The following is a 22,402-nucleotide window of genomic DNA, read 5'->3' on the forward strand; positions in this document are numbered from 1 at the left end:
AGTTGGTGAATGAATGGCAGTCAATGGAGGTGGTTTGTTGGGTTACGCTGCGCTAACCCAAGCTACAGCTTACCGTATGTCGGGTAGGTCGGATTAGCGCAGCGTAATCCGACACCACCACAGGCATCAATCGAAGTCACAGACTGACCGGATACGACCCCAGCACCTTGAAAAACGCCGCATTGCTCTGCAGCTCGGCCAGCGCCTGCGCCACGGCGGCATCGTGCACGTGCCCCTCCACGTCGACATAGAAATAATACTCCCAGCTGCCCATGCGCGCCGGGCGCGACTCGAAGCGCGTCATCGACACGCCGTGCTTGGCCAGGGGCGCCAGCAACTGGTACACGGCGCCCGCCTTGTTCGGCACGGCCAACACCAGCGAGGTCTGGTCCTTGCCCGACGGCGCCGTCTGCAAGGTGCCGACGACGGCAAAGCGCGTGCGGTTGTGCGGGTCGTCCTGGATATGGCCCTTGACCACGCCCAGCTTGTACTGCGCACCGGCCAGTTCGCTGGCAATCGCGGCCACCGTGCCATCTTCGCCGGCCATGCGGGCCGCCTCGGCGTTCGAGGCCACGGCGTGGCGCGCCACGTGCGGATAATTCTGGTTCAGCCACACCTGGCATTGGGCCAGCGCCTGAGAATGGGCGCAGATGGACGTGATGCCCTCCATGTTGCCGCTCTTCGTCATCAGGCTGTGGTGAACGGCGATCGCCACCTCGCCGCTGATGATGAGGCTAGTCTGCAGCATCATGTCCAGCGTGCGGTTGACGGCGCCTTCCGAGGAATTCTCGATCGGCACGACGCCGAAGTCCGCCGTGCCCGCTTCGGCGGAACGGAATACTTCATCGATGGACGCGCACGGCAAGCCTTCGACGGCGCTGCCGAACTGCTGATACACGGCTTGTTCGCTGAAGGTGCCGGCCGGGCCAAGGTACGCCACGGTCACGCGCTTTTCCAGCGAGCGGCAGGACGACATGATTTCACGGAAGATGGTCTGCACTTCGCGGTCGCCCATGGGGCCGGGATTGCGCTCGGCCACGCCGCGCAGCACCTGCGCTTCGCGCTCGGGACGGAACACGGGAGCCTGCGTTTCGGCCTTCACGTGGCCCACCTGCTGGGCGATTTGCGCGCGGCGGTTCAGCAGCTCGAGGATTTGCGCGTCGATCGCATCGATCTGTTCGCGCAGCGGTTTCAATTTATCGGTCATGGTGGTTTGTTTCGTCAGCTGTACTTCAATCATGGCCGCACGGCCTGCGCCGGCGGCGGGCCGGCGCGCTTGCTCATGAGAATGCCGGACAAAATGATCAGGGCTAGGCGCGTTGCCGCTGGCAGTACGAATGTACGACAAGGCAATGCAACAACGCCCTGGACTTTTTGGCAGGCATTCTAGCGTCCGGCAAACTCGTTCAAATAGTTGACCAAGGCTTGCACGCCTTCGATCGGCATCGCGTTATAGATCGATGCACGCATGCCGCCGACGGACTTGTGGCCCTTCAGTTGCAGCAGGCCGCGCTGCTTGGCGCCGGCCAGGAATGCGTCGTTCAGACTTTCATCGCGCAGATAGAACGGGATGGTCATGCGCGAGCGGTATGCGGGCTCGATCCGGTTCTGGTAGAAGTCGTCCGCATCGAGCGCTGCGTACAGCAGAGCCGCTTTCTCAATATTACGCTGTTCCATGGCCGCAACGCCACCCTGGCGTTTGAGCCACTGGAAAACCAGGCCGGCGATATAGATGCCGTAGGTGGGCGGCGTGTTGTACATCGACTCATGTTCGGCCACGATGGTCCAGTCGAAAGCGGACGGGCAAATCGGCAGCGCCTTGCCCAGCAAGTCTTCGCGCACGATGACGAGGGTCAGGCCGGCCGGGCCGATATTTTTCTGCGCGCCGCCGAAGATGACGCCATATTGCGACACGTCGATCACGCGCGACAGGATGTGCGAGGACATGTCGGCCACGATGGTGGTCGCTGCCGGCACGTTCGGCGCCTGCTGGAATTCCACGCCGTCGATGGTTTCATTGGTGCAGATGTGCAGGTAGGCGGCGCCTAGCGTCAGCTTCCATTCGGAGACGGGCGGCACGCCCGTGAAATGGGCGGCCTTGGACGACGCGGCCACGTTGACGTTGGCGTACTTGGCCGCTTCCTGGATCGACTTGCCCGACCACGAACCCGTATGCACGAAGTCGACGGTGGCCGGCTGCTGCGCGGCCAGGCCCGCCAGGTTCATCGGGATGATGGCGTTTTCGCCCAAGCCACCGCCCTGCAGGAACAGGATCTTGTAGTTGTCGGGCACGGCCAGCAGTTCGCGCAGGTCGGCCACGGCCTGCTTGTAGATGGAGATGAATTCGGGACCACGGTGGCTCATTTCCATCACCGACATGCCACTGCCATGCCAGTCCTGCATCTCGGCGGCCGCTTGCGCCAGCACTTCCTTGGGCAGGACGGCGGGGCCGGCTGAAAAATTGTAGATATGGGTCACGATACGATCCTTGGCAAAAATGAAAATCTTATTGGGGCGACTGCGTGGCCGCCCGCATGACCTGGTCAAGCACGGCATTCACGCGGGGGATCAGCACGCGCTGGCTGATGGCCATCGATTCGGCGGACAGTTGCGGCATGGTCGCCAGCATCTTGCGGCCCAGCGGCGTCTTGTAGAAGGCCGTCAGCTGCTCGACTTCCTGCACCGTGTAAAAGCGCGCGTACAGGGGCACCATTTCGTCGCCCAGCTCGTCGATCAGGGTAGGGTCGGCCAGTACCTGCGTCAGGGTGGCGATGGCCAGGGGGATTTCTTCCTCGGCGCTGGCCAGCGCGCGCGCCTTGCGCTGCTCGTCCAGTTTCGGGTTGGTGTTGATTTGCTGCTGCGCCGACTGGCGGATCATGGCGGGCACCGATTGCAGCATCTGGTCGAAGATGCTGCGCGTCAGTTGCGGGAACTGCATCGCGTCGAGCATGCGCCGCACGGCCACTTTCATGGCGGGGCTGGGCGCCGCCTGGCGCACGGGCGTGGCTTGCGTGCTCTGGGCCAGGGCCGGCAGGGTCGCGAGGAAGGCCAGCGAAAACGCGGCGAAGAAGGTGGCGACGATTTTTCTCATGGCATGCGGGGTCTTGAATGACTGGTAAAAGGGTGGCGGCCGGAAGACCTGTCGGCTTACGCCCGACGGGCTAAGCCGACCTACGCAATTCTGCTGGCGGCATAAGCACGCGCCAATAGCAATTGGGGCTCCCGAAAGAGCCCCAATCATCTTACTCCGGCTGGGCCGGATCGACAGGATCGGCCGGTTCAGCCGCTGCCGGCGCAGGCGCGGTATCCGCCTCCGTCGTCAGCTCGACTTCGTCGATATCCGTTTCCACCACGCGCTGCAGGCCGGACAGCTTGGTGCCGTCTTCCACGGCGATCAGGGTCACGCCCTGCGTCGCGCGGCCCATCTCGCGGATTTCCGACACGCGGGTGCGGATCAATACGCCACCGGTGGTGATCAGCATGATTTCATCGCTGGTATCGACCAGGGTCGCGGCAACCACTTTACCGTTGCGCTCACTGGTCTGGATGGCGATCATGCCTTTCGTGCCACGGCCATGGCGCGTGTACTCGGTGATCGGCGTACGCTTGCCGTAACCGTTTTCCGTGGCCGTCAGCACCGACTGCTGCTCGTTCTCGGCCACCAGCAGGGCGATCACGTGCTGGCCTTCTTCCAGGTTCATGCCGCGCACGCCGCGCGCCGTACGGCCCATCGGACGCACGTCGTTTTCGTCGAAGCGCACTGCCTTGCCCGAATCGGAGAACAGCATCACGTCGTGCTGGCCGTCGGTCAGCGCCGCGCCGATCAGGAAGTCGCCGTCGTCCAGGTCGACCGCGATGATGCCGGCCTTGCGTGGATTGCTGAAGTCCTTCAGCGGCGTCTTCTTGACGGTGCCCAGGCTGGTCGACATGAAGACATAATGGTCTTCCGGGAACGTGCGGTTCTCGCCCGACAGCGGCAGGATCACGGTGATCTTTTCGTTGTCCTGCAGCGGGAACATGTTGACGATCGGCTTGCCGCGCGAATTGCGCGAGCCTTGCGGCACTTCCCACACCTTCAGCCAGTACATGCGGCCACGATCCGAGAAGCACAGGATGTAGTCGTGCGTATTGGCGATGAACAGCTGGTCGATCCAGTCTTCCTCTTTCGTCGCCATCGCCTGCTTGCCGCGGCCGCCGCGCTTCTGCGCGCGGTATTCGGTGATCGGCTGGGCCTTCATGTAGCCGGTGTGCGACAGGGTCACGACCATGTCCTGCGGCGTGATCAGATCTTCCGTTTCCAGGTCGGTCGCATTCAACTCGATCTGCGAGCGGCGCACGTCCTTGTTGCCTGCGCCGTATTCGTTCTTCGCGGCCGTCATTTCATCGGTGATGATGACGGTCACGCGTTCCGGCTTGGCCAGGATGTCGAGCAAGTCGGCGATATGTTCCATCACGTCCTTGTACTCGTTGACGATCTTGTCCTGTTCCAGGCCGGTCAGGCGCTGCAGGCGCATCTGCAGAATTTCCTGCGCCTGGTCGTCCGACAGCTTGTACAGGCCATCCGTCTGCATGCCGTAGTGCTTCGGCAGGTTTTCCGGACGGTAGGCATCCACGCCGCCCGGCGTCGTGCCGTCGCCCGTGCGGGCCAGCATTTCGCGCACGACGGACGAATCCCAGGCCTTGGCCATCAGCTCGACCTTGGCGATCGGCGGCGTCGGCGCGGCCTTGATGATGGCGATGAAGTCATCGATGTTGGCCAGCGCGACCGCCAGGCCTTCGAGCACGTGGCCGCGTTCGCGCGCCTTGCGCAGTTCGAACACGGTACGGCGCGTGACCACTTCGCGGCGGTGCGACAGGAAGCATTGCAGCATCTGCTTGAGGTTCAGCAGCTTGGGCTGGCCATCGACCAGTGCCACCATGTTCATGCCGAAGGTGTCTTGCAACTGGGTCTGCTTGTACAGGTTGTTCAGCACCACTTCCGGCACTTCGCCCCGTTTCAGCTCGATCACCACGCGCATGCCCGACTTGTCGGATTCGTCGCGGATGTCGGAAATGCCGTCGAGTTTCTTATCGCGCACGTTTTCAGCGATGCGTTCCAGCAAGGACTTCTTGTTGACCTGGAATGGCAGCTCGTCGACGATGATGGCGATACGGCCGCCATCCTTGCCGTATTCTTCGAAGTGGGTCTTGGCGCGCATGACGACGCGGCCACGGCCCGTGCGGTAGCCGTCGCGCACGCCGGACACGCCATAGATGATGCCGGCCGTCGGGAAGTCCGGCGCCGGGATCAGCTCGATCAATTCATCGATCGTGCACTCGGGATTGCGCAGCACGTGCAGCGCACCGTCGATGACTTCGGTGATGTTGTGTGGCGGAATGTTCGTCGCCATGCCGACGGCGATACCGGACGAGCCATTGATCAGCAGATTCGGGATACGCGTCGGCAAGACCGTCGGTTCCTTTTCCTTGCCATCGTAGTTGGGCTGGAAGTCGACGGTGTCCTTGTCGATATCGGCCAGCAGCTCGCTGGCGATCTTGTCCAGGCGGCACTCGGTGTAACGCATTGCTGCGGCGCCGTCGCCGTCGACGGAACCGAAGTTGCCCTGGCCATCGACGAGCATGTAGCGCAGCGAAAAATCTTGCGCCATGCGCACCAGTGTGTCGTAGATCGAGGCATCGCCGTGGGGATGGTATTTACCCATGGTTTCGCCGACCACGCGGGCGCACTTGACGTAAGGGCGGTTCCACACGTTATTCATTTCATGCATCGCGAACAAGACGCGGCGGTGCACTGGCTTCAAGCCATCGCGCGCATCGGGCAAGGCGCGACCGACGATCACGCTCATGGCGTAATCGAGGTAGCTCTTGCGCATCTCTTCTTCGAGGGAAATAGGAATTGTTTCTTTTGCGAATTGATCCATTGGCGGTTCGACTGATCTCAGGCTGTGGTTAACTTATCTGTTACGCAATGTATGACGCAATACTGCATATCCTGGGTGGCTGTCGTCGTGGACGCCGCGCCGCGCGCTACTGGCGTGGCCCGGCTTCCATGTCGCAGAGTGCCAGAACAAATCGGCGGGCTGGCGGCGCGGCCAGTACGCGTACCGCAAGGGTACGTGCTGGCCATGCAGTGCCGCCGTGGGCATTTGCTCGACACTCTTAACAGTCAAGCGCACGATTTTAGCATGCGCGCCCAGCTACCTGTACAAATTGGCCATACCGGCAAGATTGGCAGTTTGCATCGGAGCCGTGCATGTTGCCCTGTCGATAATGCACAATGGCAATGTCAGTTCAAGACACCTGCCCTTAAAAGAGGCAAAAAAAGCGATCAATTGTTACAGATGCGTTACAAATGGGCATTTTCGTTGCGCAAAAACAACGCACGGTCTAAAATCGGGCAAGCTTTGATTTAACCACGGTCGTGTGCCCCTGATGCGTGTGGCAAAATGACTGGGAAGTTAATTGCTAGTTTCGCAATCTGAAACGAGCGCATATGGTCTACATGATAAAATCTTGGCACGTAGCACCAGTAGCGCAGTGTTGTTCTGCGGATATCACCCCCCGAAAGGAAAAAAGAATGAATAAATTTGTAACGCTGTTTTTCGCTGCATCCGCAGTGATTGCTGGCTCGGCTTCGGCCCAAACCCCAACCTCCCCACCATTCGCGCCAGTTACCACTGACATCAAAGCACCAAGCCCAAAAAGCGCTTATGTGCAAGATGCTCGCGGCGTAATCGTGCGTGACCCATTCGGCCTGTGCTGGCGTACCGGCTACTGGACACCTGCTGACGCAGTGCCAGGTTGCGACGTACCACTGTGCGTAGAGCCAGAAACCCTGCAAGACGGCAAATGCGTGGCTCCTCCAGCACCAGTCGTACCTGCTCCAGCACCAGCACCAGTCGTGCCAGTGCCAGTCGTAGTTGCTCCTACCTCGGAAAAAGTCAGCTTCGCTGCTGATGCATTCTTCGATTTCGACAAAGCTACGCTGAAGCCAGAAGGCAAGTCCAAGCTGGACGAGCTGGCCGCACAACTGGGTGGCATCAACCTGGAAGTCATCATCGCTGTGGGTCACACCGACTCCGTCGGCACCGATGCTTACAACCAAAAACTGTCGGTACGTCGTGCTGATGCTGTCAAAGCCTACCTGGTCAACAAAGGCGTTGAAAGCAACCGCGTGTACACCGAAGGCAAAGGCGAAAAACAACCTGTTGCTGATAACAAAACTGCCGAAGGCCGTGCGAAAAACCGTCGCGTGGAAATCGAAGTTGTTGGTACCCGCAACAAGTAATTGCTGAACCCCTGGACTTGCCGCAAGTCATCGCGCAAGTCAAGAACAGCATGAAAAACCCCGCTACGGCGGGGTTTTTTTTCGTCCGTGGCTGCCCAATTGTAAAATTGCCGCTATTATTCGACCTATGAACGCCGACCCTCTCGAAATCCAAAAATTCAGTGAGCTGGCCCACCGCTGGTGGGACCCCACTTCCGAGTTTCGTCCCCTGCACGAAATTAACCCCCTGCGCCTGGAATGGATCAACGCGAAAGTGCCGCTGGCCGGCAAGCGCGTGATCGACATCGGCTGCGGCGGCGGCATCCTGGCCGAATCGATGGCCCGCAAGGGCGCCGACGTGACGGGCATCGACCTGTCCGACAAGGCCTTGAAAGTGGCCGACCTGCACAGCCTGGAATCAGGCGCCAAGGTACGCTACAAGCTGATCGCCGCAGAAGCCATGGCCGAGGAAGAGTCGGGCCAGTACGACGTCGTGACGTGCATGGAAATGCTCGAGCACGTGCCGGACCCCGCCGCCATCGTCAAGGCTTGCGCCGCGCTGGTCAAACCGGGCGGCCACGTGTTCCTGTCGACCCTGAACCGCAACCCGAAAGCGTATCTGTTCGCCATCCTGGGCGCCGAATACCTGCTGCGTTTGTTGCCGAAAGGCACGCACGACTATGACAAATTCATCACCCCGGCCGAGCTGTCGCAATACCTGCGCAGCGCCGGCCTGGACGTCAACAGCATGCGCGGCATGGGCTACAATCCGCTGACCAAGATTTACTCACTTAATAGCGATACCAGCGTCAATTACCTGGTGGCCTGCACCCGGCCGCTGTAACCATCACGCACAATACAAGGCGGCTGCGGCCGCCATTTTTCATTCCCACTTGACACACTTTGCCCGCCATGATCACTGACCATCTGCCAGCCCCGCGCGCCATCCTGTTCGACCTCGACGGCACCCTGGCCGACACCGCGCCCGACCTGGCGGCGGCCATCAACCTGCTGCGCGCGCGCGCCGGCCTGGCACCTACCCCGTATGAAGTGCTGCGCCCCACGGCCTCGGCCGGCGCGCGCGGCATGATAGGCGCGTCGTATGGCATAGCCCCCGGCGAAAGCGGCTACGAAGCCCTGAAAGACGGTTTCCTGAACAATTACGAAGCGGCCTTGGCCGTGGAAAGCCGCTTGTTCGACGGCATCCCCGCCATGCTGGACGGCTTGACCGCCTTGGGCCTGACCTGGGGCGTCGTCACCAACAAGGCCGCCCGCTTCACCGATCCGCTGGTCGGCCAGATCGGCCTGGGCGCCGCCGGCTGCGTGATCTCGGGCGACACCATGCCCCACCCGAAACCGCACCCCGCCCCCCTGCTGGAAGCGGCCCGCCGCCTGAACCTGGCACCGGAAGACTGCTGGTACGTGGGCGACGACCTGCGCGACATCCAGGCCGGCCGCGCCGCCGGCATGCGCACTGTCGCCTGCGCCTGGGGCTACTGCGGCCCCGTCGAACCGCAGCACTGGAACGCGGACCATTTGCTCGATACGCCGCTGGCCTTGCTGGAACTGGTGACTGGCGTGCTGAAGGCGGCGCAGGAGCGGCAGTTGGCGGCTTGAGGAGCAGCACTTTCCGCAGTGGAAAGCTGGGGTCTGACCCGGCGGGTCAGACCCCTTACGTCGATGGCGCGAATGCACCATGCAAGAGTGGACAGATTGCGCTACACAGGAGCTTCTGTGGGGACGACCTGATTTCGGCGTCGGTTACAAAGCAGCGCAGGACATACCGAGGGCGGGCTACCTCGTAAATACAAGCTAAAAAAACTTAACTGCAAACGATAACTCGTATGCACTGGCAGCTTGATCGCAGTTAGCTCCAGAGCACCTCGTCCCTGGGGTGGGCCGTCAAAAGCTCCAGAGTCACCACAGAGCTCGTCTGATGCTGGGTTATTTGGTGTCCGACTAAATAATAGGTAACTCGCTTGCCCATAACCTGCACATCCGTGCTGGCTGAGTCAAATCAAATGATAATGCCAAGTATGTAGAACTGTCTGTAGAGTGCTTGCGGACGCGGGGGTTGTGCGGGACTTCGGCGGGCACAGCCCGGCGCCGCACAACCGGCTTGTGCCTGCCAGCACAAGCCCCTCCAATTCGTCTGGCTCAAGCGATTCAAAGCTGCCTCGCTCCTTACCGCGAATGCATCATGCAAGAGTGGGCAGATTGCGCTACAATGAAGGTTCTGTGGGGACGACCTGGTTTCGACGTGGGTTGCAAAGCAGCGCAGGGCATACCGAGGGCGGGCTACCTCGTAAATACAACCTGAAAAAACTTAACTGCAAACGATAACTCGTACGCACTGGCAGCTTAATCGCTGTTAGCTCTAGAACACCTCGTCCCTGGGGTGGGCCGTCAAAAGCTCTAGAGTCATTTACAGGGACTCGTCGTATGCTGGGTTACTTAGCGTCCGACTAAATAATAGGTAACTCGCTTGCCCATAACGTGCACATCCGTGCTGGCTGAGTTAAATTAAATGATAGTGCTAAGTATGTAGAACTGTCTGTAGAGTGCTTGCGGACGCGGGTTCGATTCCCGCCGTCTCCACCACTGAATAAATAAAAAGGGCTTCCCCGTTTTGGCGGGGAGGCCCTTTTTATTTATTCCATGCATGCAGAGCGCGGGCGTCGCGTCCGCGTCCGGTACGGACGCGGGGGTTTTGCGGGGCCTTCGGCGAGCGCAGCTCGGCGCCGCAAAACCGGGTTGCGCTTGCAAGCGCAACCCTCTCCGATTCGTCTGGCTGGCTCTTGCGCCGCAGGCGGTTTTTCCTAACGACAACATCGGCTGCTCAGGGCTTGTATGAATGGCGGACCTGACCCTCGCTCCCCTGCGAAAAACAATGGTTGACAGAATCAATATTTTGCAAGATCATGCGATTGACAAAACCAATTTTTTGCAAGGAAACGATAAATGCAATCGATCCATCCTGCTACCTTCTATCCAGAGCTCTCTGATGACCGCCTTCGGATAATCGCGTCAAAGCTATTAGATGTTCGTTTCAATGCGATTCGCGAACTTGACTCGCCGTTTGATGATAATTACACGCGTGAGTGCACAGTATTTGGTCGTTCGCGAAACATGCTAGTTGATATGGCAAGGCAAGACGAATATCGACCATGGATGGGAATTAAGCACGCGGGTATGGATGTGACTTTTAACATCGAGCGCGTAGTTTGCAGATTTTTTCGGGATGATGTGCAAAATCCAGAAAAAGCCGGATTTTTCAAACGAAATTCAGTTGACTGCCTTTTCGATACTGACGATAAAATTCCGGTTGTTTGGCGGTTTGTAATCGAAAGAGCACTCACTGAAGAAGATGAGGATCGGGTATTTTTTATTGGCTTTAACGCCTTCAATGAAAAAATATCGCAATGGATGTATCAAGGATCGGCCCCAATGTTGCATGCTGTTGACCTGGACGTCCCTGAAGCTGCTGATATGTCACCAGCACCTATCGATATACGCGACGATAAAGTGGCAAACGATGAATTAGACAATGTTCTTGAAGTCAAATCTGACGATGTAGGTCAGGATGATAATTTAAAAATGGAATCAGGTAAATAATTAGAATGACGTATCAATTTAACGGGGCGGAGCTTCGGCTCGCCCGTGTTTTTAATGGCTTTGCTCTAGATGAAGTAGCTGAGCGGGTTGATAAGACACGCCAGTACCTTCACAGGCTTGAAACGGGGCAGGCTGCCCCGACGGGGCAGCTATTAGAACAGTTGGCAACAGTTCTCGAAATTGACCCGGAATTTTTATTGACCAATCATTCTCTAATGATTGAAGAAGATCAGTTTCATTTTAGAAAGCTTTTTACCACTCGTGCCATGATCAAACATGTGGCGATGGCGAGGGGTGAGTTGACTGGGCGACTAGTAAACTATTTAGATAAAGAGCTCAAGCTTCCCAAGGTAAAGATTCCAGAAATATCAAATGTAAACACGGTTGATGATATTGAGCGTTCTGCTGAACAATGTAGGCGGGAATGGGAGTTAGGCTTAGGTCCAATCGCAAATATGAGCCGTCTTGCAGAGAATATTGGGGTCGTAGTTACTAGTTTTCAATCGGTATCGAAAGAAATTGATGCTTTATCAGTTGCAATTCGGCGGCCAATTATTGTTCGAAACGAAGCAAAAGAAAGCGTGTGTCGTCAACGGTTCGATATAGGCCACGAGTTAGGACATTTTGTTTTTCACGCAGGTATTGTGACGGGGGATCGGGTTACAGAGAGTCAAGCAAACAGATTTTCCGGAGCTCTTTTAATACCTCGGGGAATGATGGCCAAACTATTTCCTCGACCTCGTGGGTCTCGTTTAGATTGGCAAGGTTTAAGCGATTTTAAATTAACTTGGAAGGTTAGCAAAGCTGCCATTTTGTACCGTGCCCGTCAGTTGGATTTGATCAGTGACGATCAGTATAAAAGCGGAGCAATCACACTTAAACGCACTGGAGAGGCCAACGGAGAACGAGAGGATCATCTAATTCCCGCCGAAGGTCCCGAAATGATCGCAAGAGCGTTTGCTATACTGGCGGAAAAAAAAGGGATTTATGTTGAAGACATAGCAAAATCCATGCAGGTCAAACCGTCATTTCTGAGGAATTTAGTTGGATTTGATTTGCCAGGACGACCATCCTCTACCGCAAAGAGTTCAGAAAATCGCCCAACACTTTACTTGGTTGGATAAATTTTCTTATTCCCCCTACACCGACATACCCTATTTACCCCTGGGATAGCGTTAGGAAACAACTGGATTCTTCCTATACAGTCCAAAAACAGACGGGGTATTTCTGGGGAAACTTAAAGAATGGAACTAAGAATTTATCACGCCAGTTATTGACCAATTCAATAATAATTTATCAGTGTGATTTCCATCGTTACACCACTGAATAAATAAAATGGCTTCCCCGTTTTGACGGGGAGGCCCTTTTTATTTATTCCATGCATGCAGAGCGCGGGCGTCGCATCCGCGTCCGGTACGGGCGCGGGGGTTTTGCGGGGCCTTCGGCGAGCGCAGCTCGACGCCGCAAAACCGGGTTGCGCTTGTAAGCGCAACCCTCTCCGATTCTTCTGACTAGTTCTTGCGCCGCAGGCGGTTTTTCCTAACGACAACATCAGTCGCTCAGGTCGTGTACCAATGGGGGATCGGACTTCTCGTTCCGCTGTTCACCGCACGACTCCGCCCACAGAGTCCCAACGAAATGATGCAATTTACAATATCATTGCATCTCCATTTCTGACCAAACCGAAAGAATATGATTAATATCCGTGAAGCTGAAATCGCAGACCTGCGCGTTCTACAGGAAATCGGCTGCCAAACCTACCGCGAGCACTTTTCGGATATTTGGTCCGCTACCGGAATATCGGATTTCCTGGACCAAGATTTTTCTCCCAGCACGCTTGAAAATTCGCTGACTTCATTGAAACAAATCTGGCTTGTCGCTTCCGACGAAAGCGGAAAAGTCGTCGGTTTCGCCAAGGTCAACTTATCGAAGCCGGCGCCTATCAGCGGCGAAGTGGGCCTGGAGCTGCAGAAGATATACTTCCTCAAATCCGAGGCAGGACGCGGTTATGGGAAGCAGCTCTTGAGCTACATTCATGATCTGGCGGTGGAGCGCAAAGAGAGCTTGATATGGTTAGATGTGCTCAAAACCAACTTACATGCTCGCCGCTTCTACGCAAAACAGGGTTTTCAAGAGCGGGGCGAAATTCCCTTCCAAACAGACAAAGTTGCCATTGGCATGGTGGTGATGGTATGCCAGCTTCCAATGGAGTGACGCCTCAGCTCACGTTCACTACGTACCGGTATGAGCATCAACAAACCTGCGCACAGGAAAAGGGAAGTGTCGGCGACCAGGATCAGTTCCGCCATTTCCGCAAGACCTCAGCCTTTTGACAACGTCTTCACAGGTGCCGGCCTCTGGTCTCACGCTCGGACACGATCTCGGCACTCCAGAATCATTGCTGCGACATAAGTTGCTGAATCGCCCTCCGATACTTCTCCCCCCTCTCCAAATCCTTCTCCGTCGGCCTATCTATCCTCGACAAATCGCTATTCTCAGCCAGATCAGCCAGCTTGACGGCCTTGCCTACCGGATTCAAAGCCGCGCGGGCGATGAACGCCTCATACGACTCGCCTTCGACCTTGGTCACGGCGCGCACGCCGTCGATGACTTCCTGGGAAAATCCTTCGCGCGCCAGGTCGTCGAAGGTGACGTTGCCGTCGCTGTCCTCCACCACGTCATGCAGCACGGCGACTATCTGCTGGGCGCCGGGGGCGACGCGCAGCATGACGCGCAAGGGGTGCAATATGTACGGCGCGCCGCCCTTGTCCGTCTGGCCAGCATGGGTGGCGGCGGCGATTTCAATCGCGCGCTCGAGGGTGCCGCGTCGTGCGTTTTCAGTCATCTTCACTCCACGTTGATTGACGTTCCCGTTGCGCGCCAGCCGCGGCGCTGCAAATGGCAAACGCTGCTGCACAGCAAGGCTGGCAGCAGTAAATTGAGAACCGGGACGAGCATCAGCAAGCACAACAGCAGTCCCAGGGCGAAAATCGCCGGACGCTGTTCGCGGCGCAACGCCGCTTGCTGTTCTGCGCCGAGCACCTCTTCAGCCGCCGCGCCGTAGACCATCTGGACGTTCCAGGCCAGCAAGTACGAAATCAGCACGCACATGGCCCACACGGGAATCAGGAGGGAAAGCAGCAGCAACAGGCGACGCCGCCAGGCGGGGCGCGCGGCGGATGCATCCAGGCCGGCCGGCGGCGCCCACGCGACATAGCGCCGCGCCACCACCGCCTTGGCACGCTCCAGCAGCAGCCAGCGCAGCGGCAGGCGCGCCGTGCCGATGGCGCCGACGATGAAGACCATTACATAGAAAAAAGCAGCCAGCGCCAGCAATGCCAGAGCGATCTGGCCGATCGACAGCATGGCCTTGGCGGCGCTGCCCAGGCCGCCGGCAATATTGCCCATCTGCGACACGGTGGCAGGCCCGTTGGCCAGTGTTCCGACGCCATCCAGCACGCCCAGGCCCAGCAAGCCGGTGACGGACACCAGCGCCAGCATGGCGCTCAGCTCGACAAAAAAACGGCCGAAGTAGCTATACAGCCCCAGCCACAGCGCCACGACCGCCATGCACCACAGCGCGGAGCGCCACCACAGGCCCGCATGACGCGCATCGCGCAGCCCCAGGCCGACGCACGTGAAGGCTTCCCGCCAGGCCAGCAGCCAGATTTGCAATGTTGGTGTCACGCTCCTGCGTACTCCACAGTGAAGGGGCGGATATGTCGATCCGGATGTTGCCGATTGTACATGGACAAGGCTGGCTTACGCGCCGCCGAGAGCAATGATCAAATCCGGCCCCTGCTCGCCATAGATTGCAATACCGCCATTCCAGATGGCATGGAATGCGAGACTATTCTGCTCCCTCCGTTCCAGCAAGGCCCCTGGCAACATCCTGCCCATACGCAATCCCCCAATCCCCTCTTCAACAGCGTACACTGGCTCCTCTTCCATCAACGCATTGGTCCACCGTGAAACTATCGCGCTTTATTACCGGCCATCTGGAGCCGATCCTGGAAGAGTGGGAACTGTTCGCCAGGTCGCTGCCCATTCCGGGAGCCGCCATCTCGAAAGCGGAATTGCGCGATCATGCCAAGCAGATGCTGCAAACCATCGTGCGCGACATGGACGTCATCGAGAACGCGGCGCAGCGAAAGAAGAAATCGACCACGGGCGTGTCGGAAATAACGGGCAAGGAAACGGCGGCCGCCACGCATGGCTCGCTGCGCCAGCAGATCGGCTTCACGCTGCCGCAGCTGACGGCGGAATTTCGCGCAATGCGGGCCAGCGTGCTGCGACTGTGGATGGCACAGGTATCGGTGACGACGAAAACGGCAACGGACGATATCTTGCGCTTCAATGAAGCGATAGACCAGGCGCTGCAGGAATCGGCCATACGCTACTCGCAGCAGAGCGACCGTACCCGCAATACCTTTCTCGCCATCCTCAGCCACGATCTGCGCAGTCCGCTGAGCACGATGACGATGGCCGGTGCGCTGCTGAGCCGGCCAAGCGCGACCTCCGCTTCCACGGTGCAGATCGGTGCACGGGTTGCCCGCAGCGCGGCTACCATGACAACCATGGTAAACGATCTGCTGGAATTTGCCAGGACGCAGCTGGGGGGACACATGCCCATTTCACCCGCCTTGGGCGACCTGGGGGAAATCTGCAAGACATCCGTCGAGGATGCCTCGGCCGCTCACCCGCAATGCAAGTTCGAACTGAGTACCACGGGCGAGATGATTGGCGACTTCGATGCGGCACGCCTGTCCCAGCTGTTTTCCAATTTGCTCAACAATGCCGCGCAATACCGCACCGACGACCAGCCGGTGACCATCACGGCTTGCGGCGATGCCGATACGGCCGTGGTGCAAGTGAAGAATTTCGGCCGCCAGATCCCGGAAGAGTCGCTGAAGAGCATCTTCGATCCGCTGGTTCAGCTGGCCATTTCCGACGATCAGAAGGCGCCCAATGCCACCAGTATCGGCCTGGGCCTGTTTATCGCGCGTGAAATCGCCAGCGCGCACGGCGGCACCATCGGTGCCGAGTCCAGCCTGGAAAGCGGCACGATATTTACCGTGCGCCTGCCCAGGGTATCGCTGAACGACAGAGGAAACGGCGGCTAGGGACTATCCCGGCAGATATCTGGATCCCCTGCCGGGACAGGCTCGCCCTACCTGCGGTTCAGCGGCACATACTCGCCCGGCAAGCTGGCCGCTTCCAGCGCATCGGCAAAGGCCAGCAGGAACTTCGCCGGGCCATGCTCGGACACGAGCAGGGAGGCGCCCTTGTGGCGCAGCAGTTTCAATACTTCCTGCTGATGCGCCTGGTATTCCTGCGAATGGCCATAGAAGGTCTGATACATCTCCAGCGTTTCCATGGCTTTCGCGGCCAGGATAAATTCGGGTTTGTCCATCATATCTCCTCTTGATCAGCTCGGAAATTCAGAAGACGCGTTGGTCCCCTGTGCGCACGGCCATCGCCGTCGGCATGGCCGCACTTCCATCATACGCCTCAACTCAGCTGTCACCAACAGCACGCGTCCGGTAAGGCTCGCCCGACAGGATGCCCTGGTACTGGCTGAGGGTGGCGCCGATCTTCAAGCCCTCGGCGTCGATATCGTAGAAACGGATATCCTTGCTGTGGCCGCTGCCGCGCACCTTCACCACCGATACGACGCGCTTGAACTGGCCTTCGAGCTCGATGTAGCGCTGCATGACGATAGCGTCGGCCAGGAAGGCGTTGCCGTAGGAACTGAAGCGCAGCATGGTGTACTGGTCTTCCAGCTCGGCCGTCATCAGCACCGAGACACCCATGTCCGTCAAGGCCGCCACCAGGCGGTACAACGACTCGCGGAAATCTTCGCGGAACATCGAGGCCAGCGCCATCTCAAAGCCGGACAGCGAGTCGATGACCACGCGCTTGGCCTTCATGCGCGTGATCATGCTCACCAGGTCATGCAGGATTTCATCCAGGGACAGGTCAAGCGTGCGCGTGTTGATCACGCCGATCTGGCCGGAACTGACGAGGGCATTCATCTGATGGCTGAGCAACTGGTTCGGGCTCTTCTCGAAGGCGGCGATCACGCCCGGCTCGCCGCAGCGCACGCCTTCCGTGAGAAATTGCGTGGCCAGCACGGTCTTGCCGGAACCGGACGGTCCCACCAGCAGCAACGAATAGCCGGCCGGCAAGCCGCCGCCCATCATGGCGTCGAGCTCCGGCACACCCAGCGACAGGCGTTCATTGCCGGAAATGCTGACCTCTTCCATGCCGCTCGCCTTCAGCACGGCGCGGGAAAAGATTTCCACGCCATTGTCATTGATGCGGAAGGTGTGCACGCCCAGGCTTTGCGCCTGGCCGCGCATCTTGACCACCTGGATCTTGCGCACCATGGCATCGCGGTGCACAAGCTGCGACAGCCACAGGATACCGTCGGCGACCGTGAACACGGCGCTCGACTCGGCCTCGGGCGCCAGATATTCGCCGATCAGGAAAGTCGTGGCCAGCCAGCTGGTCATTTGCGTGCCCAGCTGCTGCACGAAATGTTGCAAGCCGGCCGCGCCCGTGTCCATGGCCTTGGCCGATTGCACCACGGAACGGAAGGAATCGACGAAGACGAGGCTGGGCGAAAAAGCCTCCACCTCTTCGGCAATGCGCGCCAGCACGCGGTCGAAATCGCCTTCCAGCAAGTCCGCCGACAGATTGACGAACTTGATCGACTCGTTGATCTTTTCCACGTCAAAGAAGGGAAACTGCTGCTGATAGCGCAGCATCTTCAGCGGCGGCTCGCCCAGGACCGTGAAAAACAGCGCCTTGCGCTCCGGGGAGGCGAGGGAAAACATGATCTGGTGGGCCAGCGTCGTCTTGCCGCTGCCGGGCGTGCCCGCCACCAGGTTGAAGGAAAATTCCGGTATTCCGCCTCCCAGCAGTTCGTCCAGCCCCGGCACGCCAGTGGCCAGGCGGTGGATGGTGACTTTTTTCATTCGTTCGGCTCCGTTCCAGCATTATTCACAACGTCATCACCCCAGGCTTTGAGGAGGATGCTATTCGTTAAGAGTTCGCCAATTAATAAAATAAGGGTATTGATGAAGTGCATCATCATCGCCGTGCTTGCCGCGCAGGCGGCGGTGTCGGCCTGTCCCTGCAAGCTGGCGCGCAAGGCGGTCATGGCGGCTTCCATCGCTTGCGGCGGATGGGACGTCAGCCAGCTGAACTGTTTCTGACTCTGGTGCAGGCTGCGGGCATACATCGACTCCACGCCCCGCTCACCAATAATCTGGCTCAGCTCGGTGGACAGTTGCTCCCAAAGGCGAATACTGACGTCTACCACCGCACTTGGGTCGCGTCGCAGCGCTCGCTCTATCAAGCGCTGCCGCTGTTCATGGACTGTGGCCATAATCGGATCTTTTCTCTGCGGTTTTCGGTGCATGGACCATGTTAAACAAAAGCATCAGGATTTCCTCGCCCATCAGCGGGGAACCGTTGCCGTGATTATTTTCGACAAAGCGTCGATATTGATGGGTTTTACCAGGTAATGGTCGAACCCTGCCTGCCCGGCGCGGTCGAACTGGCCGAGCTGGCTATATCCGGACGTAGCGACAAAGCACGGCAGCGGCGTCACCAGGGCCGCGCGTGCAGAACTGATGACCTGGAAGCCATCCATGCCCGGCAAGCCGATATCGCACACGATCACATCGTAGGGCGCATCGAGCGCGGCGCGCAAGCCGCTGGGGCCGTCATGGCGCACGACGACATGGTGGCCATCCTGCGTCAGCAGCAGCGCCAGCATTTCCGCCGCATCGGCGTTATCCTCGATCAGCAATATGCGCCGAGGCAATGGGTGCGCTTCCCGTTCCTGGTCAATACCGGGCGGCGGCGGCGGCAGCGACGACAAGGGCAACTGCAAGACAAACTGGCTGCCAAAGCCGACCCCGGCACTGAACACGTCCACGGTTCCGCCATGCAGCTGGGTAATGATGCGCACCAGCGACAGGCCGATGCCCAGCCCGCCCTGCGCCCGCTCCAGCGAACGGAAACCCTGGGTGAACAGATCGAAGATGAAGGGCTGGATATCGAGGGCGATGCCGGCGCCATCGTCGCTGACGGCAATTTCCACCTGATGATCATGGCGCCTGACGACGATGTCGATGTGGCCAAACTCGTGCGTAAATTTGCTGGCATTGATGAGCAAGTTGGCAAACACCTGCGTCAGGCGTACCAGGTCCCCTTCGATGACCAGCGGTTCCTCCGGCATGCTCACGCTCAGCACTTGCTGGCGTTGGCTGATGCTGGCCTGGCCAACTTCCATGGCGCCGGCGACGATGTCGCTCAGCAGGATGGGCGCCAGCTGCAAGGTGATCTTTCCGCTGCTGACGCGCGACGCATCGAGCAAGTCGTCGATCAGGCGCGCCATGTGCGCCACTTGGCGGCCGATCACGCCATGCACGTGCGCCAGCTGGGGATCTAGGTCGACCTTCTTGGCCAGCAAGTCATTGGCCATCGCCAGCGGCTGCAGGGGATTGCGCAACTCATGCGCGAGCATGGCCAGGAATTCCGTCTGGCGCACGGTCGTCGCTTCGGCGGACGCTTGCATGTCCTGTGCGCCAAATGTTGCCAGCACCAGATTTTGATTGGCTTCGCGCAACTGCATGATCAACAGGCCGAAGGCGTCGGATTTATCCTTTTCCTGCACCTGCATCTTGGCCATGATCAACAATTGATTGATCGTCTCGCGCAGCAGCTTGACCTCGCGGCTATGCAAGGCATGCAGATTGTGCTCGGAGGGTAATTGCTGGGCGGACGCATCCTCAGGATCCGGCGAGAGTGCTGTGTGGTGCATGGTAACGGTGTACGGCCTGTGGGGACCGACCTCAAGGACAACTCTTCGTTCCGCGGCGTTCACTCAGACATCGCCGCGCACGCCAGCTCAATTGCTGCATACGGTGTATTGCTTTCTAACCGAACACGATACTCTATTTCCCTTACGAAATGAAGGAACTGCTTTACTTATCGTCAACAGTGCGCAGGGGTAGCACGTAATTGGCGAGCTGCCAGCCCATGGCGAGGGCCGATTGCTCCGCTTCATGCTGCGTATCGCGATTTTCCAGGTTGGCTTGCCGGACATCTTCAAAGCCGCACTTGCTCAGCACCAGCTGGCCCTGCCAACACCCTTCAGGCAATTCGCAGGCGTAAGCCGAGATCAGGAAACCATTATGGATGGTGGGATTCGCATAAGACATGAGGCCTCCGTGGGATTGCCAGCGCCGCCGTCGACAGGAACCACGGCTGTCATTGCAGTATAGCCAGACTTAGTGTAACCGCAATGCGGCTTGAATCGTAGTTAAATCAAATACATACGCATCAGTTCGTCTAATGGGAGGCCCCGCACGCATTGGCAGTCTTTGGCATCCCGTGCAAAAATATGTGCCTCGATACCCTCCTCCGCATTGCCCTATGGACCAATACCATTTCCTCGTCGGCGAATTCAGCAAGAATAGTCCGTTCCTTCCCGCCGCGGCCAGCGCGCAGCTGTTCGCCTGGTTCGCGCAAATCGGCGAGCCCGTCGAGCGCTACGGCAGCAAGAGCGGCAAGGTCGTCAAGTTCTCGCAGCGAAACTACGAGAAAACCCTGTTCGCGCCCGATGCCAGCAGCATCGAGTTGTTTTCACCTCGCATCTTGCCTCCCGACGAGGCCGACGAGGTCACGAACTGCAACGCGCTCGCCGTATATGAGCCGACAGTTTCGCTGCTGCTGGCGATACGCGCCAGCAAGCAGCCGTTGCAACAGCTGTTCGACGGCGCGGCAAGCATACCCGGCTTGCTAGATCATTGCGAGTATGTGTACGGCTACAGTGAAACCCTGGGCTACGGCACCGGCTACGCACGCGGCTACCGGCAGCTCGATGCGGCCCATCCGATGACCTTTGGCAGTCCTTGCCCGGCAAACAACTGGGCAGACATCAAGCGGCGCGGGCAGCAAGACGAGCACCTGCGCGATGTGTATCCCATCAATATCTTCAACCCAAAAAAACTGGATGCGCTACCGCCGCCAAGACTGCATGCATTGCGCCAGACCATGCAAGCCCATGGCCGCTGCGAAAAGCAGCATGGCCAGACCCACTGGTTTCTATCCAACGAAGAACTGGACGCCGCCCGCGTCGCAATGAACGCACACGCCATGCTGGGCGCCTACATCAACCATTGATACCCATGACCACACATTTATCGCTGCACTGCTATCTGCAAGACGAGGCCACCGAGCAGCCCCTGCGCTGTTCCGACGTGACCATCCAGGCCGACCCGGCCACCCTGCGCGCCATCGCCCGCTTCCTGCTGGCCAGCGCAGACACCTTCGATCAGGCGCAGGAACGCGCCGGCATGCACACCCATCTGCAAGACGAGTGGGACGGCTGGCAGGACGACTTCCCCGACCTCGTCGTGGTGGCGGCCTGAGGCGAGGCTTAGAATGGCGCCCCGGCTGGCGCGCGTCGGGTAACATACGCCACCTTTGCCATACAGAGAACACTGATGTCCGATTCCCGATACGCCCTGCCGTCGCTGCGCACGGCCGTGCTGGCCGCCGCGCTGGCCAACCTGTCCGCCTGCGCCAGCCCGCCCGCGCACGAGGCGCTGTTCCTCGCCACCACCTTGACTCCCGCGCATTCCTTTACCAAGGGCATCGAAGGCCCGGCCGTGGATGCGGACGGCAATATCTATGCCGTCAACTTTGCGCGCCAGCAAACCATCGGCAAGGTCAGCCCCGGCGGCACTGGCGAGGTGTACCTGACCCTGCCCGGCACCAGCATTGCCAACGGCATCCGCTTCGGCAGCCGGGGCCAGATGTACTTGGCCGACTACATGGAACACACGATCTACCTGGTCGACCCGGCCACGCGCGCGCTCACCATCCACGCGCGCGAGCCGCGCATGACGCAGCCGAACGACATCGCCATCACGGCCGACGACGTGCTGTATGCGAGCGACCCGAACTGGAAGGAAAACACGGGCCGCGTGTGGCGCATCGCGCAGGACGGCACGGTGACCCTGGCGCTCGACACCATGGGCACGGCCAACGGCATCGAGGTCAGCCCCGACGGCAAGATCTTGTATGTGAATGAAAGCGTGCAGCGCAATATCTGGATGTACGACATCGCCGCGGACGGCAGCCTGAGCGGCAAGCGCTTGCTGATCAAGTTCGACGATTTCGGCATGGACGGCATGCGCGTCGATGTCGACGGCAACCTGTACGTGACGCGCTATGGCAAGGGCACGGTGGTGAAATTATCGCCTCAGGGACGCATCCTGCGCGAAATCAGCGTACCCGGCGCCAAGCCCAGCAACATCACCTTCGGCGGCCCCGATGGCCGTACGGCCTACGTGACGGAAGTCGTGCAGGGACGGCTGCTGCAGTTCCGCGTCGACCGCCCGGGGCTGGAGTGGCAGCGGGCGCAGGAGCGGCGCAAGCCCGAATAGCATGTGAAGATGTCGGCTTACGCGCTTGCGCGCTAACCCGACCTACGCACTA

22 protein-coding genes and 2 other RNA genes are annotated in these 22,402 nt (G+C 59.0%); 13 read left to right on the forward strand and 11 right to left on the reverse strand.

Going from position 1 to position 22,402, the window contains the following annotated elements; translation table 11 throughout:
• Nucleotides 1-136 precede the first annotated feature (136 nt).
• The 4 genes from pheA to gyrA all read right to left on the reverse strand — a co-directional run bounded on the left by pheA (nt 137) and on the right by gyrA (nt 5,921).
• Nucleotides 137-1,207: a prephenate dehydratase gene (gene pheA / locus AC54AG_RS12450; RefSeq protein ID WP_496630707.1), complete on the reverse strand. Its 1,071-nt coding sequence runs from the start codon at nt 1,205-1,207 to the stop codon at nt 137-139.
• Nucleotides 1,208-1,386: 179 nt separating this feature from the next.
• Complete coding sequence (gene serC / locus AC54AG_RS12455) at nt 1,387-2,478, reverse strand: 3-phosphoserine/phosphohydroxythreonine transaminase (protein ID WP_496630503.1); 1,092 nt, start codon at nt 2,476-2,478, stop codon at nt 1,387-1,389.
• Between the two features lie 28 nt (nt 2,479-2,506).
• The gene (locus AC54AG_RS12460; RefSeq protein ID WP_496630504.1) at nt 2,507-3,091 is read right to left on the reverse strand and encodes a DUF2059 domain-containing protein; all 585 of its coding nucleotides are present in this window, start codon (nt 3,089-3,091) and stop codon (nt 2,507-2,509) included.
• Between the two features lie 151 nt (nt 3,092-3,242).
• Nucleotides 3,243-5,921 carry a DNA gyrase subunit A gene (gyrA, locus tag AC54AG_RS12465; RefSeq protein WP_034751809.1) on the reverse strand — a complete coding sequence of 893 codons (2,679 nt, stop codon included), beginning with the start codon at nt 5,919-5,921 and terminating at the stop codon, nt 3,243-3,245.
• Nucleotides 5,922-6,059: 138 nt separating this feature from the next.
• Between gyrA and AC54AG_RS12470 the strand changes: the two genes are divergently transcribed.
• The 9 genes from AC54AG_RS12470 (at nt 6,060) to AC54AG_RS12510 (ending at nt 13,096) form a co-directional block, all read left to right on the forward strand.
• Complete coding sequence (locus AC54AG_RS12470; protein ID WP_139248369.1) at nt 6,060-6,413, forward strand: hypothetical protein; 354 nt, start codon at nt 6,060-6,062, stop codon at nt 6,411-6,413.
• A gap of 164 nt (nt 6,414-6,577) precedes the next feature.
• A complete protein-coding gene (gene ompA, locus AC54AG_RS12475; protein ID WP_034751810.1) occupies nt 6,578-7,288 on the forward strand; it encodes an outer membrane protein OmpA in 711 nt (236 codons plus the stop codon).
• A gap of 127 nt (nt 7,289-7,415) precedes the next feature.
• Complete coding sequence (gene ubiG / locus AC54AG_RS12480) at nt 7,416-8,111, forward strand: bifunctional 2-polyprenyl-6-hydroxyphenol methylase/3-demethylubiquinol 3-O-methyltransferase UbiG (RefSeq protein ID WP_496630506.1); 696 nt, start codon at nt 7,416-7,418, stop codon at nt 8,109-8,111.
• 68 nt (nt 8,112-8,179) lie between these two features.
• Complete coding sequence (locus tag AC54AG_RS12485; RefSeq protein WP_496630507.1) at nt 8,180-8,884, forward strand: HAD family hydrolase; 705 nt, start codon at nt 8,180-8,182, stop codon at nt 8,882-8,884.
• 127 nt (nt 8,885-9,011) lie between these two features.
• Nucleotides 9,012-9,338, forward strand: a transfer-messenger RNA (tmRNA) gene (gene ssrA / locus AC54AG_RS12490).
• Between the two features lie 169 nt (nt 9,339-9,507).
• Nucleotides 9,508-9,868: a transfer-messenger RNA gene (gene ssrA, locus AC54AG_RS12495) on the forward strand.
• 360 nt (nt 9,869-10,228) lie between these two features.
• Nucleotides 10,229-10,882 carry a hypothetical protein gene (locus tag AC54AG_RS12500; RefSeq protein ID WP_496630508.1) on the forward strand — a complete coding sequence of 218 codons (654 nt, stop codon included), beginning with the start codon at nt 10,229-10,231 and terminating at the stop codon, nt 10,880-10,882.
• Between the two features lie 5 nt (nt 10,883-10,887).
• Nucleotides 10,888-12,006: a helix-turn-helix domain-containing protein gene (locus tag AC54AG_RS12505; protein ID WP_496630510.1), complete on the forward strand. Its 1,119-nt coding sequence runs from the start codon at nt 10,888-10,890 to the stop codon at nt 12,004-12,006.
• Nucleotides 12,007-12,574: 568 nt separating this feature from the next.
• Nucleotides 12,575-13,096 carry a GNAT family N-acetyltransferase gene (locus AC54AG_RS12510; RefSeq protein WP_496630511.1) on the forward strand — a complete coding sequence of 174 codons (522 nt, stop codon included), beginning with the start codon at nt 12,575-12,577 and terminating at the stop codon, nt 13,094-13,096.
• Between the two features lie 181 nt (nt 13,097-13,277).
• Here AC54AG_RS12510 and AC54AG_RS12515 read toward each other — a convergent pair whose 3' ends face one another.
• Nucleotides 13,278-13,727: a GTP pyrophosphokinase gene (locus tag AC54AG_RS12515; protein WP_496630512.1), complete on the reverse strand. Its 450-nt coding sequence runs from the start codon at nt 13,725-13,727 to the stop codon at nt 13,278-13,280.
• Nucleotides 13,728-13,729: 2 nt separating this feature from the next.
• Nucleotides 13,730-14,569, reverse strand: a complete 840-nt coding sequence (locus AC54AG_RS12520) for a hypothetical protein (protein WP_496630513.1) — start codon at nt 14,567-14,569, stop codon at nt 13,730-13,732.
• 281 nt (nt 14,570-14,850) lie between these two features.
• Between AC54AG_RS12520 and AC54AG_RS12525 the strand changes: the two genes are divergently transcribed.
• Nucleotides 14,851-16,005 (forward strand): sensor histidine kinase, encoded by a 1,155-nt coding sequence (locus AC54AG_RS12525; RefSeq protein WP_496630514.1) that lies wholly within the window; start codon nt 14,851-14,853, stop codon nt 16,003-16,005.
• A 47-nt stretch (nt 16,006-16,052) separates the two neighbouring features.
• Here the strand turns inward: AC54AG_RS12525 and AC54AG_RS12530 are convergent, their stop codons facing one another.
• From AC54AG_RS12530 to AC54AG_RS12550, 5 genes are all read right to left on the reverse strand, one after another.
• Nucleotides 16,053-16,295 (reverse strand): hypothetical protein, encoded by a 243-nt coding sequence (locus AC54AG_RS12530; protein ID WP_496630516.1) that lies wholly within the window; start codon nt 16,293-16,295, stop codon nt 16,053-16,055.
• Nucleotides 16,296-16,398: 103 nt separating this feature from the next.
• On the reverse strand, nt 16,399-17,862 hold the full coding sequence (locus AC54AG_RS12535) for an ATPase domain-containing protein (RefSeq protein WP_496630517.1): 1,464 nt from the start codon (nt 17,860-17,862) through the stop codon (nt 16,399-16,401).
• Entirely contained in the window at nt 17,859-18,275 is a 417-nt protein-coding gene (locus AC54AG_RS12540; RefSeq protein WP_496630519.1) for a hypothetical protein, read from the reverse strand. The genes AC54AG_RS12535 and AC54AG_RS12540 overlap by 4 nt, the downstream gene beginning before the upstream one ends.
• A gap of 72 nt (nt 18,276-18,347) precedes the next feature.
• Nucleotides 18,348-19,718 carry a hybrid sensor histidine kinase/response regulator gene (locus AC54AG_RS12545; protein ID WP_496630520.1) on the reverse strand — a complete coding sequence of 457 codons (1,371 nt, stop codon included), beginning with the start codon at nt 19,716-19,718 and terminating at the stop codon, nt 18,348-18,350.
• Nucleotides 19,719-19,881: 163 nt separating this feature from the next.
• Complete coding sequence (locus AC54AG_RS12550) at nt 19,882-20,118, reverse strand: hypothetical protein (RefSeq protein ID WP_496630522.1); 237 nt, start codon at nt 20,116-20,118, stop codon at nt 19,882-19,884.
• A 214-nt stretch (nt 20,119-20,332) separates the two neighbouring features.
• On the opposite strand from AC54AG_RS12550, the gene AC54AG_RS12555 reads away from it, so the two are divergent.
• The 3 genes from AC54AG_RS12555 (at nt 20,333) to AC54AG_RS12565 (ending at nt 22,350) form a co-directional block, all read left to right on the forward strand.
• Nucleotides 20,333-21,082: a hypothetical protein gene (locus AC54AG_RS12555; RefSeq protein WP_496630523.1), complete on the forward strand. Its 750-nt coding sequence runs from the start codon at nt 20,333-20,335 to the stop codon at nt 21,080-21,082.
• A 5-nt stretch (nt 21,083-21,087) separates the two neighbouring features.
• Nucleotides 21,088-21,330, forward strand: coding sequence for an Imm32 family immunity protein (locus tag AC54AG_RS12560; RefSeq protein ID WP_496630524.1), 243 nt, complete (start codon nt 21,088-21,090; stop codon nt 21,328-21,330).
• A gap of 75 nt (nt 21,331-21,405) precedes the next feature.
• A complete protein-coding gene (locus tag AC54AG_RS12565) occupies nt 21,406-22,350 on the forward strand; it encodes an SMP-30/gluconolactonase/LRE family protein (protein ID WP_200873082.1) in 945 nt (314 codons plus the stop codon).
• Nucleotides 22,351-22,402: the final 52 nt, after the last annotated feature.

It is taken from the genome of Janthinobacterium sp. BCJ23 (genome assembly GCF_059617945.1).